Here is a 15,923-nt window from a genome sequence, read left to right on the forward strand (position 1 = left end):
GGTCTTTTTTTTTTGCCTTTTGCACGTCGGGTCCGTGGGGTGCCGTGCATTGGTACAGACAATGCACTGCGGGACGGCGGCGACGACCCGCACCTTGCGCGGTGCGGGCGCACCAGGGCCGGCGCCCTGGTCTCTTGCAGGAGCTTACTAATGACAGATTCCGTGGATTGCGCCGTCATCGGCGCAGGGGTGGTGGGCCTGGCGGTTGCGCGCGCCCTGGCGCTGCGTGGCCGCGAGGTCATCGTGCTGGAGGCCGCGCCGGCCATCGGCACAGGCACCAGTTCGCGCAACAGCGAGGTCATCCATGCGGGCATCTACTATCCCGAGGGGTCGCTCAAGTCGCGCCTGTGCGTGCAGGGCCGCGAGATGCTGTACGGCTACTGCGCTGCGCGCGGCATTCCTTACCGCCGCTGCGGCAAGCTGATCGTGGCCACCCGCGCCGAGCAGCTGGCGCAGCTGCACGGCATCGTCGCGCGCGCGGCCGCCAATGGTGTGGTGGATTTGCAATGGCTCGACCGCGATGCCGCGCGGGCGCTGGAGCCTGCCCTGGAGTGCGTGGCGGCGCTGCATTCGCCCAGCACCGGCATCGTCGACAGCCACGCCCTGATGCTGGCGCTGCAGGCCGACCTGGAGCATGCGGGCGGGCTTGTGGCATTGAATTCACCTCTGGCCCATGCCCGGTGCGCGCAAGATGCTATTTTGTTGATAGCGGAGGATGGCACGCAGCTGCAGGCACGCACCGTTGTCAATGCCACCGGGTTGGCGGCGCCGCTGCTGGCGCGGCGCTTCGAGGGGCTGGATCCACGGCATGTCCCCACGCCCTATTACGCCAAGGGCAGCTACTTCACCCTCAGCGGCACGGCGCCTTTCAGCCGCCTTGTTTACCCGGTGCCCGAAGCCGCTGGCCTGGGCGTGCACCTGACGCTGGACTTGGGCGGCCAGGCCAAGTTCGGCCCCGATGTGCAGTGGGTCGAGGCGCCCGACGACCTGACCGTGGACCCGGCCCGGGGCGATGCCTTCTACAGCGAAGTGCGCCGGTACTGGCCCGGCCTGCGCGCAGGCAGCTTGGTGCCGGGCTATGCCGGCATGCGGCCCAAGCTCAGTGGCCCTGGTGCACCGGCCGCCGATTTCGTGATCCAGGGGGAGCGCGACCATGGCGTGCGCGGGCTCGTCAACCTGTTTGGCATCGAGTCGCCAGGCCTGACCAGCGCGCTGGCCATCGCGGAGCAGGTAGCGAAGATGCCGTGAATTTGTCGGACAGGGGCTCAAAAAGCACCGCCATGCGCTCTTTGGGTACCTGGCGCCCGAACAGCTCGCTAAGATGGGTTCTGCAGCACCGCCACGAGGCTGCGCGCTATCGATTCCTGTTTTTCACACAACGAAAGGCTGATATGACGACCTCTGCTTCCGACACCATTTCTTCCACCCAAAGCGAACTTGAGAAACTGGTTTCCGATTTGCGTGGGTTGCTGTCCAGCCGAGATCTCGACAGCATCCCCCAGATCAAGCTCCTGCGCCAGCGCATGGACGATGGCATGCACAACGTGCGCGATGCCGCGGTGGAAGCTGCGCAAGAGGCCGCGCGCCAAGCCAAGGAGGCCGCCCGTGCGGCAGACCGCTATGCACACGACGAGCCGTGGCGCGTGGCCGGGGCCGCTCTCGCCGTTGGCGCGCTGGTCGGCTTCCTGCTGTCGCGCCGTTGAACTTGTGTGGGCGGCTGCGCAGGCCGCCCGGTCTCTGACAGGAGGACGTGCATGAACTGGATTTCCCTGCTTGGTCTGGAGGCCATGGTCGCACGCTGGCGTGCCGCTGTCATGGAGGGCGCCCTGGCTGCAGAAGACCGCCTGGAGCTGGCGCAGTTGGAGTGGCGAGAACACAAGCGCCGACTGCGCAACACCGTGCTGCTGGCGCTGGCGATCGCAGGCTTGACGGTGGTGGCCTTGGTGCTGCTGTCGCTCGCGCTCGTGGTTCAGTTCTGGGACACACCGCACCGCACCGTGGCGACATGGAGCGTCGCGGGCGTGTGGCTTGCGCTGTGGCTTGGTGCGCTGGTGGCGCTGTGGGCCACGGTGCACGCGGCCGGGGGCGCGTTTGCGCTCACGCGCCGCGAACTGGCCCAGGATTGGCACGACATCAAGGAGCAGCTGTGAGCAAGTCTGAATCTTTCTCTGACAAGAATCTGCCTGTTCCCACGCCCGCGCAGCAACGCATCATCGAGCGCATGGCCGCGCAACGCGAACGCCTGCGCGCACGGCGTGCGCGGCGCGAGCAGTTCTTGGCGATGCGCAAGGCCGAGGGAGGGCTGGGCGCGGATGCGCCTTTGCCTTTGCGCGTTGCGGTGTTTGCCAAGCAGCATCCGGCCGCACTGGCCGCCTTGGCCGGTCTGGCCTTGGTGCTCGGACCCAAGCGGCTCGTGGCATGGGCCGGTGTCGTGCTGCCGTTGCTAACGCGCTTGCGCTAGCCTGGAAGGCAGGAAAAAAGTGCTTCAGGAGCGCCGCGGATCGAAGGCAAACCGCGTTGCGCGGCAGTCCGCAGGCCCGGGCGGACGTCAGGCCATGGTCTTGAGAGCGCGTGCGACGCGGCTGGGGAGTGCAGGGCCTTCGTAGATCAACCCCGTATAAATCTGCACCACGTCTGCGCCCGCCCGCACCTTGGCCACGGCATCTTCCGCGCTCATGATGCCGCCCACACCGATGATGGGGTAGCGGCTGCCCAGGGCCGCGCGCAGCTGGCGTATGACCTGGTTGCTGGCCTCCAGGACCGGGGCGCCGCTCAGTCCTCCCGCCTCTTGCGCATGGCGCAGGCCTTGCACGGCGTCGCGGCGTATGGTGGTGTTGGTGGCGATGACGCCGTCCATGCCGTGGCGCTCGAGCGCGCTGGCAATGACGGCGACCTGGGCCTCCTCGAGGTCCGGGGCGATCTTCACAAAGATGGGCACGCGCTTTTCCTTGCCGCCGGTGCCCGCATGCTGGCGTGCCAGCACTTCGCGCCGCTCGGCAATCGCGCCCAGCAGCGCGTCGAGGGCGGCGTCGCTTTGCAGCGTGCGCAGGTTCTGCGTGTTGGGCGAACTGATGTTGACGGTCACATAGTCGGCGTGCGGGTAGACACCGTCCAGGCAACTCAGGTAGTCGTTCGTGGCTTCTTCCATCGGCGTGCTGGCGTTCTTGCCGATATTCAGACCCAGCAGCATGGGGTGGGCCCGTTGTTGCGAGCGAAATCGGGCGCGCTGGACGTTGTGCACGAACGCTTCGAGCCCATCGTTGTTGAAGCCCAGCCGATTGACCAGCGCCCGTGCCTCGGGCAGGCGGAACATGCGCGGCTTGGGATTGCCGGGCTGTGGCTGGGGCGTCACGGTACCGACCTCGACAAAACCGAATCCCATGGCGCTGAGTGCGTCAATGCAGCGTGCGTTCTTGTCCAGCCCGGCGGCCATGCCGACGCGGTTGGGAAATGTCAGGCCCGCCAGTTCGACGGGGTCGTCCACGGTGTCATGGCACCAGGCCCACTGCAGGGGCGTGCCCTGACCGCGGGCCAGCATGTCCATGGTGAGATCGTGGGCCGCTTCGGCATCCATGCCAAACAAAAACGGGCGGGTGAGGGCGTAGGGAATCAGGGACATGGGGATAATTCAGGGCTAACCTTCTTATTCTCGCCCATGACGACCTCCTCCCCCCTGACCCAAGACGAACTCAAGGCCCAAGTCGGCCAGGCTGCCTTGCGCTATATCGTGCCCGGCGACATCGTGGGCGTCGGCACCGGCTCCACAGTCAACAAGTTCATCGACGCACTGGCTGGCATCAAGGACCAGGTCCGCGCAGCCGTTTCCAGTTCGGTCGCCAGCACCGATCGCCTGCGCGCCCTGGGAATCGACGTGGTGGATGCCAACGAAGTGGAGCAACTGGCGGTGTACGTCGATGGTGCCGACGAGATCGATGACCACGGCTTCATGGTCAAGGGCGGCGGCGCGGCGCTGACGCGCGAAAAAATCGTGGCCGCGCTCGCCCAGCGCTTTGTTTGCATCGCGGACGAGTCCAAGCGCGTTGCCGTGCTTGGAAAGTTTCCCCTGCCGGTGGAGGTCATTCCAATGGCGGCTCGGCACATCGCCCGCCGGTTTGCCGCGCTCGGCGGCCATGCCACATTGCGCCTGAAGGACGGGGCGCCGCTGGTGACCGACAACGGCCAGCACATCCTGGACGTGACAGGGCTGTCGATCACCGATCCCCTGGCCTTGGAGTCCGAGGTGAACCAGTGGCCCGGCGTGGTTTGCGTAGGAATCTTTGCGCACCAGAAGGCGTCGGTGTGCCTTTTGGGCACGGCGCACGGGGTGCAAACGCTGGCCTATTGAGCGTTTGCGCGGCGAGAATTGCCGGCTTGGGGACGTAGCGTGGAGCGCCGGTGCCTCAGAAGCGGATGCCCGCAGGGTTGGGCGGCGTCGGCCCGCGCGGCACTGCCGGTTCCTGGCGGACGGCAGGCGGCGCATTGCCAGGGGCTGCCGCCGTTGCGGGAGCAGGGGATGGCGTGCGTTGGATGGCCACCAGAGGGGTGGGCGCGGCTCGGCGGTACTGGGGGGGCAGCTGCGACTGCTTGGGGTAGCCGGCCGCATCCAGGTACTGCGTCCATTCACTGTCCGAAAAACCCGTCAGCTGCTGGCCCCCGATGGTGCCAAAGGGCAGGCTGGAGCCGCCACTGAGGCGCTGCAGGGCGTCGATGTCTTCGTTGCTGGCCACGGTGCGCTCGGTGAAGGGCACGCCGCGCTGGACTAGCAGATTGCGCGCGCTGGCGCACGGCGTGCAGTCGGCGCCCGTGTACAGCGTGACCGGAAAGCGCGTGGCGATCTGGCGCAGCTCGTAGGGCAGGGCAGTGGCCTGACCGGCCTCTGGTGCGGCGCCGGCCCGCCCGGCCCGGGCGGGCTCCGCGTCGTTGCCCGGCGCGCGGTCGGAAAAGGTCACCTTGCCGTCCGGCCCGACGATGCGGTAGACCGGCTGGGCCTGTCCCGGGCCGGCCCAGGCCAGAGTGCACAGCAGGGTGGCCAGGGCAAGGAAGGGGCGGGGCAGGGGCATGCTCAATCTCCAGAACGTTCAGCGCAGTGGGTGAAGGTGCAAGGCGTGCTCAGGCCATGCCCTGGTGGCGCAACAGCGCCTCCAGGTTGGGCTCGCGGCCGCGGAAGGCCTTGAACGATTCCATGGCCGGGCGGCTGCCGCCGGCCTCCAGGATGGCCTGGCGGTAGCGCCGCCCCGTCTCCTGGCAGGGCGATCCGTCGGGGCCGACGGTTTCCTCGAACGCGGCATAGGCATCGGCGCTCAGCACCTCGGCCCATTTGTAGCTGTAGTAGCCGGCCGCATAACCGCCCGCAAAAATGTGGCTGAAGGTGTGCGCTGTGCGGCTGAAGGCCGGGGGCTGCAGCACGGACACCTCCTGGCGCACCTGCGCCAGCAGCGGCATGAAGTCGTGCGCCGGATCGTGCGAAGTGTGCAGCAGCATGTCGAACAGCGCGAATTCGATCTGGCGCAGCGTGCCCATGCCGCTCTGGAAGTTCTTGGCCGCCATCATCTTGTCGAACAGGGTGCGCGGCAGCGGCTCGCCCGTGTCCACGTGCGCGCTCATGTGCTTGAGCACGTCCCATTCCCAGCAGAAATTTTCCATGAACTGGCTGGGCAGTTCAACCGCGTCCCATTCGACGCCGCCAATGCCCGACACGTCGCGCTCGTTCACTTGCGTGAGCATGTGGTGCAGCCCGTGGCCGAACTCATGGAACAGGGTGATGACGTCGTCGTGCGTGAGCAGCGCCGGCTTGCCATCGACGCCGCCGGCAAAGTTGCAGACCAGGTGCGCGACCGGCGTCTGCAGCTCGCCGGTGTCGGGTCGCAGCCAGCGCGTGCGCATGTCGTCCATCCACGCGCCGCCGCGTTTGCCGGTGCGTGCAGGCTGGTCGAGGTAGAACTGGCCCACCAGCTGCCCGGCCCGCTCAATGCGGTAGAACGCCACGGCGGGATTCCAGACCGCCGCGTCATCCGGGCGAATGGCCACCTCGAACAGTGTCTCGACGATCTTGAACAGCCCCGCCAGCACCTTGGGGGCGGTGAAGTACTGTTTGACCTCCTGCTCGCTGAAGGCGTAACGCGCTTCCTTGAGCTTCTCGGCAACGTAGGGCCAGTCCCAGGCCTGCGGGTCGCCCAGGCCCAGGCTCTCCGCGGCAAAGGCGCGCAGGTCGGCCACGTCCTTTTCGGCGTAGGGCCGGGCGCGGTGCGCCAGGTCGCGCAGGAAGGCGATCACCTCGTCGGCCGACTCGGCCATCTTGGGCACGACGGACACCTCGCCGAAATTGGCGTAGCCCAGCAGGTGCGCCTCTTCCTGGCGCAGCGCCAAAATTTCCTGGATCAGGGCCGTGTTGTCGTATTTCACGGCCTCGCCCGCGGCCTGGTCGGAGGCGCGCGTGACGTAGGCGCGGTACAGCGTCTCGCGCAGCGCGCTGCTGCGGGCAAACTGCATCACCGGCAGATAGCAAGGCATCTTGAGCGTGAGCTTGAAGCCGTCCTTGCCCTCGGCGCGCGCGGCGGCCTGCGCGGTCTGCTGGACGTCGGAGGGTACGCCGTCGAGCTCGTCGGCACGGGCGTAGTAGGCGTATGCGTCGGTCGCATCGAGCGCGTTTTCGCTGAACTTCTGCTGCAGCTCAGCCTGGCGCTCCTGGATCTGCGCGAAGCGCTCCTTGGTCGCGCCTTGCAGCTCGGCGCCGGAGAGCACGAAGTTGCGCACCGCGTTCTTGAGTGCCTGGCGCTGTTCGGTGTTGAGCCCGGCCGGGTCGATGGCCTTGTACTTGGCGTAGAGCCGCTCGTCGGCGCCCAGGCGCGTCCAGAACTCGGTCACGCGCGGCAGCGCTTCGTTGTAGGCCGCGCGCAGCTCGGGCGTGTCGGCCACGCTGTTGAGGTGGCTGACCACGCCCCACGAGCGGCCCAGCTGTTCGGTGGCCACGTCCAGCACGCGCGCGATGTCGTCCCAGCGCGCGGGAAACGCGGGCGCCGTGACGGTTTCGAGCGCCTGGCTGGCGCGCGCCAGCAGCGCGTCCATGGCGGGCGCCACGTCACTGGGGGCAATGCGGTCGAATGCGGGCAGGGCGGAGAAGTCGAGGAGGGGATTGCTCATGCGGGCTTAGATGGCGTCGCCTGGGGGCGGTTCAAGGTGGTAGGGGCGCGGGAGGTGTGTCAGGCGCCGGCGGCGCGCTCTGCCGCTTCGAGGGTATTGACCAGCAGCATGGTGATGGTCATGGGGCCGACGCCGCCGGGCACGGGGGTGATGTGGCCCGCCACGTTCTTGACGCCGTCAAAGTCCACGTCGCCGCAGAGTTTGCCTTCGTCGTTGCGGTTCATGCCGACGTCGATGACGACGGCGCCGGACTTGACCATGTCGGCCGTGAGCACGTTGCGCTTGCCCACCGCGGCGACGATCACGTCGGCCTGCAGGGTCTGCGCCTTGAGGTCCTGCGTGGCGCTGTGGCAGATGGTGACGGTGGCGTTTTGGGCCAGCAGCATGAGCGCCATCGGCTTGCCCACGATGTTGCTGCGTCCGATGACGACCGCGTGCTTGCCGCGCAGGTCGTAGCCAATGGATTCGAGCATCTTCATGCAGCCGTATGGGGTGCAGGGCCAAAAACCTGGCATGCCGGTCATCAGCGCTCCGGCGCTGGCGATGTGGAAGCCGTCCACGTCCTTGGCGGGCGAGATGGCTTCAATCACCTTTTGCGCATCGATGTGCTTGGGCAGGGGCAGTTGCACCAGGATGCCGTGGATGGACGGGTCGTTGTTGAGCGCTTCGACGCGTGCCAGCAGCGCAGCCTCGGTCATGTCGGCGCCGTACTTCTCGAGCACCGAGTGCAGGCCGCTGTCCTCGCACGCCTTGACCTTATTGCGCACATAGACCTGCGAGGCCGGGTTGTCGCCGACCAGCACCACGGCCAGGCCAGGCGTGACGCCGCGGGCCTTCAGGGTGGCGGCGCGTTGGGCGACGTCGGTGCGCAGTTGGCGGGAAAGGGCGTTGCCGTCTATCGTTTGGGCTGTCATGGTCAAATATCAATGAAAAAAGCCTCTAGCGCTTATGGAGTAAGCGCTAGAAGCTATTGAAAGTGTAGCGGTCAGGCTTTGGCGGTGGTTTGGCCGAGCGCAATCTTGAGCAGGTCGGCGACGGTGTTGGCGCCGAGTTTTTCCATGATGTTGGCGCGGTGCGCCTCCACGGTCTTGATGCTGATGCCCAGGTCGTCGGCGATCTGCTTGTTCAGGCGGCCGGCGACGATGCGTTCCAAGACCTGCGCTTCGCGGCTCGTCAGCTTGGACAGCAGCGCATCGCGGCTGGCCGCCTGCTGGTGGCCGGTGAAGGCTTCGCGCGCATGGTCGAGCATGCGCTCCACCAGGGCAATCAGCTCTTCTTCGTTGAACGGTTTCTGGATGAAGTCGAGTGCGCCCTTCTTCATGGTGTTCACGGCCATGGGCACGTCGCCGTGGCCCGTGATGAAGACGATGGGCAGAGGGGACTTGCGTTCGATCAGGCGGTCTTGCAGCTCCAGACCCGTCATGCCACCCATGCGGATGTCGACGATCAGGCAGGCAACTTCGCGCGGGTCGTAGCGTGAGAGAAAGGATTCCGCCGAATCAAAACAGCGCACCCGGTAATCCTTGCCTTCGAGCAGCCACTGCAACGAATCGCGCACGGCTTCGTCGTCGTCGACCACATACACAGTGCCTTTTTTCGGAATCAAGCTCATGCAATTGTCCTCGGGGGATGTACATTAGCTACAGAATTCGTAGCATCGTTGTCAGGCGCAGCAAGCGGAAGCCAAAAAGAGAACCTGCAGCCCGTGACTTCGGAACCATTGTAGATGTTCTCCGCCTGCATTCTCCCCTGGTGGGATTCGACAATGCTGCGGCACAAATTGAGGCCCATGCCCATGCCTTCCTGCTTGGTCGAGAAAAAGGCTTCGAACAGGCGCTCGAGCACTTCCTGCGCCAGTCCCTGGCCGGTGTCCTGCACCGAAAACTCGACCACCTGCTGGCCCTCGATCTGCTTGGGCACGACACGCAGTTCCACGCTGCGCCTTGCCGGCGTGCGGCGTGCCTGGGCAATCGATTCGGCGCCGTTCTTCATGAGGTTGATCAGCACCTGTTCGATCAGGATGGAGTCGGCCATGACCTGCGGCAGCCGTGCCGCGACATAGTGCGTCAGGCGCACGTTGTGGCGACGCAGTTCGATGTCCGCCAGCTCCAGCGCTTCGCCGACCATGCTGGAGACATCGGCCAGCGTGCGGTTGGGCTCGCTCTTCTTCACGAAGTCCCGGATGCGCTGGATGATCTGCCCGGCGCGCTGCGCCTGGTGCGAGGTTTTCTCCAGCGCCGCGAGCAGGGCCTCCTGCGTGATCTGGCCGCTGTGGATACGCGAGACGATGCCGTTGCAGTAGTTGTTGATGGCGGTGAGCGGTTGGTTGAGCTCGTGCGCCACGCTCGATGCCATCTCGCCCATGGTGATCAGGCGGCTGACCGACTGCGCGCGCTCGGTTTGCCGGGCGGTCTGCTCCTCGGCCTGGCGCCGGGGCGTGATGTCGGTGGCAATCACCATCTGGGCCAGGCGCCCGTCGACCCAGCTGAGGTAGCGCGAGCGCACTTCCAGCCACTTGCCCAGTTCGGGCAAGAAGATTTCGGCGTTCTCGGTGTGGGCGCTGGTCAGGGTGTCGGTGGGCAGCCCCATGAGCCCGTCTTCGCCGTCTGCGCTGTCGCTGCCGGCGTTCTTGGCAGGCAGCACGCCGGCCTGGGCCACGAGCTGCAGGTGTCCGTCGGTCTGTGAGCCAAACCACTGGCGGTAGAGTTTGTTGGCGAACAGCAGCTCTTCGCTGCCCAGGGGGGCCACCGAGACCGAGGCGTCAAGCGCTTCGAGCACGATGGTGAAGCGCTCATGCGATGCCGAGAGTTGCTCGCGGATGCGGTTGGGCTCGGTGATGTCGGTCATCGAGGTCATCCACCCGGTCTGCTGGCCGCGCGCGTCGATCAGCGGAGAGACGTAGAGCCGGGCATCGAAGATGGCGCCGTTCTTGCGCCGCACCCGCACCTGGAAGCCCCCGGACACGGTCTTGCCGTTGAGCTCGTCCTGCAGGCGCGCGTGCAGCGTGTCCAGGTCGGCGTCGGGCCAGTAGGGGAACGGCGGTGTCTGGCCCACCAGTTCGGCCTCGCTCCAGCCTGTCATCTGGCAGAACGCTGCGTTCACGTAGGTGATGCGGCCCTGCAGGTCGAGCGCGCGCATGCCGGTGAGCACCGAGTTTTCCATGGCGCGGCGGAAATTGGTTTCTGCCACCAGGGCCATCTGCGCCTGCATGCGCCGGCGTGTGTGGCGCCAGGTGGCAATCAGCATCCAGGCCGTCATGGTGCTGAGCGTGACCACCAGCCAGAACAAGCCGCTGCCGACCACGCCCAGCGAGGTGCGGTACGCCTGGGCCCGCAGCACCAAGCCGTTGCCCACGGGCGAGACGGGCACTTCGTATTCGTTGGCGCGCTTGCTCCAGGGCTGCCAGGGCATGGTGGCGCTGCGAGGCGCCAGCGGCGTGCCGGCGAGCACCTGGTGCTGCGCGTCGAGCAGCGTCACGGCATAGCGCGCCAGTACCTCGGTGGGAGTGCCGTAGCGCAGCAGGCTGTCGATGGAATACTCGCCCAATACCACGCCGCCAAACTTGCCCTGCACATTGAGTGGCACCTGCAGCTGCAGCAAAGGCGTGGGCTCGCCACTGCCGGCGGCGGGTTGCACATAGACCGGCTGCTGCAGGTCGCGCGTGAGGTCGAAGGCGTCGGCGGTGTCGCCTTTCTTCAGCACCTCGCCGGGCACGCGCATCTGGCCGCCCGAGAGTGTGGGCGCTGCGTGGCTGGCACGGATGTGGCCGCGCGCATCGATCCAGGTTATGGCCTGGAGCTCGGGGTACTGGCTGATCAGGGCCTCTGCGCGCTGGTCGAACTGGGGGCGCTCCAGCTCCTGGTTCGACAGATCGCGTGCAATGCGCATGATCTGTTCCTGGCGCTCGAGCAGGCGCAGGCGCACGCGCTGCTGTGCGTACTCCACATCGCGGCGCAGCGCCTCCTGCTCGCGCTCGCCTTCCTCCATGCGCAGATACCAGAAAGCCGCCACGATGGCCGCCATGAACAGCAGCACGGCCGCCAGCGGAGCCAGCGCGGCAAAGCGGTCCTGACGCGTGGGCGAGAGACTGCGCCACCATGCGCGCCACGAGCGCGCGAGCGCGGCAGTGCGCGATGGCGCGGGGGCGAGAGAGGGCGAGTGCATGGGCCGAGTGTAGGGGAGCGCAGGGTGCACCGCGATGGTGCGGAAAATGTGCGTTTGCAGCAATTTATCGTATTATGAAATCTAAAAGCATAATTTGAAATAAGAAAAAAATATGAGAAACTTGGCGGCACGCACTAAATTGCGGTCTATATCTCCAGGAGACAAACCATGTCAGCACAGCCCGATCCTCGCGCCGGCAGCGGCGCATTGCCAGCCCCCGACGCCGACCAGCAAGAGACCCGAGAGTGGATGGATGCGCTGTCCGCCGTGATCGACAAGGAAGGCGCAGAACGCGCCCATTTCCTGCTCGAACAGCTGCTCGAGCACGCGCGCCAAAGCAGCATCGACATGCCGTTCTCTGCCAACACGGGCTATGTGAACACCATCGAAAAAGACCAGGAAGCGCGCTGCCCTGGCAACCTGGAGCTCGAAGGGCGCCTGCGCGCCTATATGCGCTGGAACGCCATGGCGATGGTGGTCAGGGCCAACCGCATCCACCCGCCCGAAGGCGGCGACCTGGGCGGCCACATCGGCTCCTTCGCCTCGCTGGCCAACATGTTCGCGGCCGGCTTCAACCATTTCTGGCACGCCGAGAGCAACGAACCTGGCAAAGAGCACGGCGGTGACTGTCTCTACATCCAGGGCCACGTCTCGCCCGGCATCTATGCCCGCGCCTACATGGAAGGGCGCCTCACCGAAGAGCAGCTGAACAACTTCCGCCAGGAGGTCGATGGCAAGGGCCTGTCGAGCTACCCGCACCCCAAGCTCATGCCCGAGTTCTGGCAGTTTCCGACGGTGTCCATGGGCCTCGGCCCGCTGATGGCCATCTACCAGGCGCGCTTCCTCAAGTACCTGCACGCGCGCGGCATTGCCAACACCGAGAACCGCAAGGTCTGGGTGTTCTGCGGCGACGGCGAGATGGACGAGGTCGAATCGCTGGGCGCGATCAGCCTGGCTTCGCGCGAGAAGCTCGACAACCTGATCTTCGTCATCAACTGCAACCTGCAGCGCCTGGACGGCCCGGTGCGCGGCAACGGCAAGATCATCCAGGAGCTCGAAGGCGAATTCCGCGGCTCGGGCTGGAACGTGATCAAGCTGATCTGGGGCAGCCGCTGGGACGATCTGCTCGCCAAGGACAAGGACGGTGCGCTGCGCAAGATCATGATGGAGTGCAACGACGGCGACTACCAGGCGTTCAAGGCCAACGACGGCGCCTACGTCCGCAAGAACTTCTTCGGCCGCGATCCGCGCACGTTGAAGATGGTCGAGCACATGAGCGACGACGAGATCTGGAACCTGCGCCGCGGTGGCCACGATGCGCAGAAGGTCTATGCCGCCTTCCACGCTGCCAACGAGACCAAGGGCCAGCCCACCGTGCTGCTGGTCAAGACCGTCAAGGGCTTTGGCATGGGCAAGATCGGTGAAGGCAAGAACACCGTGCACCAGACCAAGAAGCTGGGCGACGAGGATATCAAGGCTTTCCGCGACCGCTTCAACATCCCGATCCCCGACAGCCAGATCGCCGACCTGCCGTTCTACAAGCCGGCCGACGACACGCCCGAGATGCGCTATCTGCATGAGCGCCGCCAGGCCCTGGGTGGCTACCTGCCGCACCGCCGCACCAAGGCCGACGAGCAGTTCAATGTGCCGCCGCTCGACACTTTCAAGGCCATCCTCGACCCGACCCCCGAGGGCCGCGAGATCTCGACCACGCAGGCCTATGTGCGCTTTCTCACGCAACTACTGCGCGACAAGGAACTGGGTCCGCGTGTCGTACCGATCCTGGTCGACGAAGCGCGCACCTTTGGCATGGAAGGCTTGTTCCGCCAGATCGGCATCTACAACCCTGCGGGCCAGCAGTACACCCCGGTCGACAAAGACCAGGTCATGTACTACCGCGAGGACAAGGCCGGCCAGATCCTGCAGGAAGGCATCAACGAAGCCGGCGGCATGAGCAGCTGGATCGCGGCGGCCACGAGCTACAGCACGAGCAACCGGATCATGATCCCGTTCTACGTGTACTACTCGATGTTCGGCTTCCAGCGCGTCGGCGACCTGGCCTGGGCGGCGGGCGACATGCAGGCGCGCGGCTTCCTGCTCGGCGGCACCTCGGGCCGCACCACGCTCAATGGCGAAGGGCTGCAGCACGAAGACGGCCACAGCCACATCCTGGCCAACACCATCCCCAACTGCGTGACCTACGACCCGACCTTCGCCCACGAAGTGGCGGTGATCATGCACGACGGCATGCGCCGCATGGTGCAGGAGCAGGAAAACGTCTTCTACTACATCACGCTGCTCAACGAGAACTACCCGATGCCGGGCCTCGAAGCCGGCACGGAAGAGCAGATCATCAAGGGCATGTACCTGTGCAAGCCTGGCCAGAAGGTGCCGCAAAGCGGCCTGCGCGTGCAGCTGCTCGGCTCGGGCACCATCCTGCGCGAGTCATTCTTCGCGCAAGAACTGCTCGAAAAGGACTGGGGCATTGCCGCCGATGTGTGGAGCTGCCCGTCGTTCAACGAACTGACCCGCGACGGCCAGGAGGTGGAGCGCTGGAACCTGCTGCACCCGCTGGAAGCCCCGCGCGTGCCGTTCGTGACCGAGCAGCTCGCCAAGAGCACCGGCCCCGTGGTCGCATCGACCGACTACATGAAGGCCTATGCAGAGCAGATCCGCCCCTACATGCCCAAGGGCCGCCACTACAAGGTGCTGGGCACGGACGGCTTTGGCCGCTCGGACTTCCGCCGCAAGCTGCGCGAGCACTTTGAGATCGACCGCCATTACATTGTGCTGGCGGCACTGCGCGCACTGGCCGATGGGGGCCAGGTGCCGGTGACCAAGGTGGCCGAAGCGATTGCCAAGTACGGTATCGCCACCGACAAGATCAACCCGCTGCACGCCTGAAGACGAACGGGAGACAACTATGGCAATGGTAGATATTCAAGTTCCCGACATCGGCGACTTTGACGAAGTGGCCGTGATCGAAGTGCTGGTCCAGCCGGGCGACACGATCAAGGCAGAGCAGTCGCTGGTCACTGTGGAGTCCGACAAGGCCTCGATGGAGATTCCGTCCAGCCACGCGGGCGTGGTCAAGGAGCTGCGCGTGGCCCTGGGCGACAAGATCAAGCAGGGCTCGGTCATCGTGGTGCTGGAAACCGCCGACGCGGCAGCGCCCGCACCGGCGCCCGCAGCGGCTGCACCGGTTGCGGCACCCGCCGTGGCGGCACCTTCGCCTGCGCCCGCTGCAGCGCCTGCTCCGGCAACGCCGGCCGCCGCGAGCACGGTGGATCTGCGCATCCCCGACATCGGTGATTTCAAGGATGTCACCGTGATCGAGATGCTCGTCAAGGTCGGCGACACCGTGGCCCTGGAGCAATCGCTGTTCACCGTGGAGTCCGACAAGGCCTCGATGGAAATCCCATCGCCGGCCGCGGGCGTGCTCACGGCGCTCAGCATCAAAGTGGGCGACAAGGTCAACATCGGCGATATGGTCGGCCAGATCGAAGGCGTGGGCGCTGCCGCGGCACCCGCCGCTGCGCCGGTTCCGGCGGCCGTGGCTGCTGCCATAGCGCCTGCTGCGGCCCCGGCCGCAGCGCCCCAGTCCGCTGCCACGCCTTCGGCTCCGCAGGCCGCCGTGCCGGCACACAACCCCACCGTGGCACCCACGGGCGCGCTGCCACACGCATCGCCCTCGGTGCGCAAGTTTGCCCGTGAACTCGGCGTGCCGCTGGCCGAAGTGCAGGGCAGTGGCCCCAAGGGCCGCATCACCGAAACCGACGTGCAGGCCTTCACCCAGTCCGTCATGGTCGGCAGCGTGCAGACCCAGGCCCAGGCCGCAGTCGCACCCAAGGCCGCTGCCGCCAGCGGTGGCGACGCAGGCCTGGACCTGCTGCCCTGGCCCAAGGTGGACTTTGCCAAGTTCGGCGCCATCGAGCGCAAGGAGCTCTCGCGCATCAAGAAGATCAGCGGCGCCAACCTGCACCGCAACTGGGTGATGATCCCCCACGTCACGAACAACGACGAGGCCGACATCACCGAGCTCGAAGCCTTCCGCGTCTCCACCAACAAGGAAAACGAGAAGAGCGGCACCAAGGTCACCATGCTGGCCTTCGTCATCAAGGCCGTGGTGGCGGCGCTCAAGAAGTTCCCCGACTTCAATGCCAGCCTCGACGGCGACGCGCTGGTTTACAAGCAGTACTTCAACATCGGCTTTGCCGCCGACACGCCCAACGGGCTGGTCGTGCCGGTGCTCAAGGACGCCGACCGGAAGGGCATCCTGCAGATCAGCCAGGAAATGTCGGAACTGGCCAAGAAGGCGCGCGAGGGCAAGCTCGGCGCGGCCGACATGCAGGGCGGCTGCATGTCGATCTCCTCGCTCGGCGGCATTGGCGGCACGCATTTCACGCCCATCATCAACGCCCCCGAAGTCGCCATCCTGGGCCTCTCGCGCGGCGCCATGAAGCCTCTGTGGAACGAGGACAAGGAAAAGTTTGTCCCGCGCCTCGTGCTGCCGCTGTCGCTGTCCTACGACCACCGCGTGATCGACGGGGCCTCGGCCGCGCGCTTCAACGCCTACCTCGGTCAGGTGCTGGCGGACTACCGCCGCATCCTGCTGTAAA

The 15,923-nt window shown here is 66.0% G+C and carries 13 protein-coding genes; 7 read left to right on the forward strand and 6 right to left on the reverse strand.

Features of this window, described 5'->3' with window-relative positions; translation table 11 throughout:
* Positions 1-150: 150 nt before the first annotated feature.
* From B2J86_RS00335 to B2J86_RS00350, 4 genes are all read left to right on the forward strand, one after another.
* Complete coding sequence (locus tag B2J86_RS00335) at positions 151-1,248, forward strand: NAD(P)/FAD-dependent oxidoreductase (RefSeq protein WP_169168563.1); 1,098 nt, start codon at positions 151-153, stop codon at positions 1,246-1,248.
* A gap of 143 nt (positions 1,249-1,391) precedes the next feature.
* Positions 1,392-1,703: a DUF883 family protein gene (locus B2J86_RS00340; RefSeq protein ID WP_169168580.1), complete on the forward strand. Its 312-nt coding sequence runs from the start codon at positions 1,392-1,394 to the stop codon at positions 1,701-1,703.
* A gap of 51 nt (positions 1,704-1,754) precedes the next feature.
* Positions 1,755-2,150, forward strand: coding sequence for a phage holin family protein (locus B2J86_RS00345; RefSeq protein ID WP_169168564.1), 396 nt, complete (start codon positions 1,755-1,757; stop codon positions 2,148-2,150).
* Complete coding sequence (locus B2J86_RS00350) at positions 2,147-2,461, forward strand: hypothetical protein (protein ID WP_169168565.1); 315 nt, start codon at positions 2,147-2,149, stop codon at positions 2,459-2,461. The genes B2J86_RS00345 and B2J86_RS00350 overlap by 4 nt, the downstream gene beginning before the upstream one ends.
* 87 nt (positions 2,462-2,548) lie before the next feature.
* On the opposite strand, the gene B2J86_RS00355 is transcribed toward B2J86_RS00350, so the two are convergent.
* Entirely contained in the window at positions 2,549-3,619 is a 1,071-nt protein-coding gene (locus tag B2J86_RS00355) for a quinone-dependent dihydroorotate dehydrogenase (RefSeq protein ID WP_169633064.1), read from the reverse strand.
* Positions 3,620-3,655: 36 nt separating this feature from the next.
* Between B2J86_RS00355 and rpiA the strand changes: the two genes are divergently transcribed.
* Positions 3,656-4,345: a ribose-5-phosphate isomerase RpiA gene (rpiA, locus tag B2J86_RS00360; protein WP_169168567.1), complete on the forward strand. Its 690-nt coding sequence runs from the start codon at positions 3,656-3,658 to the stop codon at positions 4,343-4,345.
* Positions 4,346-4,400: 55 nt separating this feature from the next.
* Here rpiA and B2J86_RS00365 read toward each other — a convergent pair whose 3' ends face one another.
* The 5 genes from B2J86_RS00365 to B2J86_RS00385 all read right to left on the reverse strand — a co-directional run bounded on the left by B2J86_RS00365 (position 4,401) and on the right by B2J86_RS00385 (position 11,304).
* Entirely contained in the window at positions 4,401-5,060 is a 660-nt protein-coding gene (locus B2J86_RS00365) for a glutaredoxin family protein (RefSeq protein ID WP_169168568.1), read from the reverse strand.
* Positions 5,061-5,109: 49 nt separating this feature from the next.
* Positions 5,110-7,140, reverse strand: coding sequence for a M3 family metallopeptidase (locus B2J86_RS00370; protein WP_173024439.1), 2,031 nt, complete (start codon positions 7,138-7,140; stop codon positions 5,110-5,112).
* Between the two features lie 59 nt (positions 7,141-7,199).
* Positions 7,200-8,054, reverse strand: coding sequence for a bifunctional methylenetetrahydrofolate dehydrogenase/methenyltetrahydrofolate cyclohydrolase FolD (folD, locus tag B2J86_RS00375; protein ID WP_169168570.1), 855 nt, complete (start codon positions 8,052-8,054; stop codon positions 7,200-7,202).
* A gap of 71 nt (positions 8,055-8,125) precedes the next feature.
* Positions 8,126-8,752 carry a response regulator transcription factor gene (locus B2J86_RS00380; protein WP_169168571.1) on the reverse strand — a complete coding sequence of 209 codons (627 nt, stop codon included), beginning with the start codon at positions 8,750-8,752 and terminating at the stop codon, positions 8,126-8,128.
* A complete protein-coding gene (locus B2J86_RS00385; RefSeq protein ID WP_169168572.1) occupies positions 8,749-11,304 on the reverse strand; it encodes a PAS domain S-box protein in 2,556 nt (851 codons plus the stop codon). Before B2J86_RS00385 ends, B2J86_RS00380 begins: the two co-directional genes overlap by 4 nt.
* A 168-nt stretch (positions 11,305-11,472) precedes the next feature.
* Between B2J86_RS00385 and aceE the strand changes: the two genes are divergently transcribed.
* Both aceE and aceF read left to right on the forward strand, forming a co-directional pair.
* Positions 11,473-14,208 carry a pyruvate dehydrogenase (acetyl-transferring), homodimeric type gene (gene aceE / locus B2J86_RS00390; protein ID WP_169633067.1) on the forward strand — a complete coding sequence of 912 codons (2,736 nt, stop codon included), beginning with the start codon at positions 11,473-11,475 and terminating at the stop codon, positions 14,206-14,208.
* A gap of 19 nt (positions 14,209-14,227) precedes the next feature.
* Complete coding sequence (aceF, locus tag B2J86_RS00395) at positions 14,228-15,922, forward strand: dihydrolipoyllysine-residue acetyltransferase (protein ID WP_173024440.1); 1,695 nt, start codon at positions 14,228-14,230, stop codon at positions 15,920-15,922.
* The last annotated feature ends 1 nt before the right edge of the window (position 15,923 follow it).

Source organism: Acidovorax sp. SRB_14 (assembly GCF_012932145.1).
GTDB lineage: Bacteria > Pseudomonadota > Gammaproteobacteria > Burkholderiales > Burkholderiaceae_C > Simplicispira.

What these genes read in the sequence shown, in the direction of transcription:
- B2J86_RS00335 (WP_169168563.1), top strand. Translation starts at nt 151, where the DNA reads ATGACAGATTCCGTGGATTGCGCCGTCATCGGCGCAGGGGTGGTGGGC.
- B2J86_RS00340 (WP_169168580.1), top strand. Translation starts at nt 1,392, where the DNA reads ATGACGACCTCTGCTTCCGACACCATTTCTTCCACCCAAAGCGAACTT.
- B2J86_RS00345 (WP_169168564.1), top strand. Translation starts at nt 1,755, where the DNA reads ATGAACTGGATTTCCCTGCTTGGTCTGGAGGCCATGGTCGCACGCTGG.
- B2J86_RS00355 (WP_169633064.1), bottom strand. Translation starts at nt 3,619, where the DNA reads ATGTCCCTGATTCCCTACGCCCTCACCCGCCCGTTTTTGTTTGGCATG.
- rpiA (WP_169168567.1), top strand. Translation starts at nt 3,656, where the DNA reads ATGACGACCTCCTCCCCCCTGACCCAAGACGAACTCAAGGCCCAAGTC.
- B2J86_RS00365 (WP_169168568.1), bottom strand. Translation starts at nt 5,060, where the DNA reads ATGCCCCTGCCCCGCCCCTTCCTTGCCCTGGCCACCCTGCTGTGCACT.
- B2J86_RS00370 (WP_173024439.1), bottom strand. Translation starts at nt 7,140, where the DNA reads ATGAGCAATCCCCTCCTCGACTTCTCCGCCCTGCCCGCATTCGACCGC.
- folD (WP_169168570.1), bottom strand. Translation starts at nt 8,054, where the DNA reads ATGACAGCCCAAACGATAGACGGCAACGCCCTTTCCCGCCAACTGCGC.
- B2J86_RS00380 (WP_169168571.1), bottom strand. Translation starts at nt 8,752, where the DNA reads ATGAGCTTGATTCCGAAAAAAGGCACTGTGTATGTGGTCGACGACGAC.
- B2J86_RS00385 (WP_169168572.1), bottom strand. Translation starts at nt 11,304, where the DNA reads ATGCACTCGCCCTCTCTCGCCCCCGCGCCATCGCGCACTGCCGCGCTC.
- aceE (WP_169633067.1), top strand. Translation starts at nt 11,473, where the DNA reads ATGTCAGCACAGCCCGATCCTCGCGCCGGCAGCGGCGCATTGCCAGCC.
- aceF (WP_173024440.1), top strand. Translation starts at nt 14,228, where the DNA reads ATGGCAATGGTAGATATTCAAGTTCCCGACATCGGCGACTTTGACGAA.